Below are 481 nucleotides of genomic sequence, written 5' to 3' on the forward strand. Positions count from 1 at the left end.
GCGATCCGCTACCGTGGGATGCTGCGCATCATTGGGACATTTATCGGTTGTTTCGCCGCACTGACCATCATCATATTGATGATCCGCACGCCGCTGCTGATGCTGATGGTGTGCTGTATCTGGGCGGGCTTCTGCACCTGGCTCTCGTCGCTGGTGAAAGTGGAGAACTCCTACGCCTGGGGGCTGGCCGGTTATACCGCGCTGATTATTATCATCACCATTCAAAGCGAACCGCTGCTTGCCCCACAGTTTGCCGTAGAGCGCTGCAGTGAGATTGTCATCGGTATTGTCAGTGCGATTGTCGCTGACCTGCTTTTCTCTCCTCGCTCCATTAAGCAGGAAGTGGATCGTGAACTGGATGCGCTGATTGTTGCCCAGTATCAGTTGATGCAGCTCTGTATTAAGCATGGTGACAGCGAAGAGGTGGATAAAGCCTGGAGCGCTCTGGTGCGCCGCACCACGGCGCTGGAAGGGATGCGCA

Annotated in this window: 1 protein-coding gene; it reads left to right on the plus strand. The window is 55.5% G+C overall.

What is annotated here, in order from left to right; translation table 11 throughout:
- The coding region (locus CSV68_RS16580; protein WP_199175046.1) for an FUSC family protein at positions 1 to 481 on the plus strand (481 nt) is incomplete at both ends.

This window comes from Sporosarcina sp. P29 (assembly GCF_002743265.1).
Taxonomy (GTDB): Bacteria; Bacillota; Bacilli; order Bacillales_A; family Planococcaceae; genus Sporosarcina.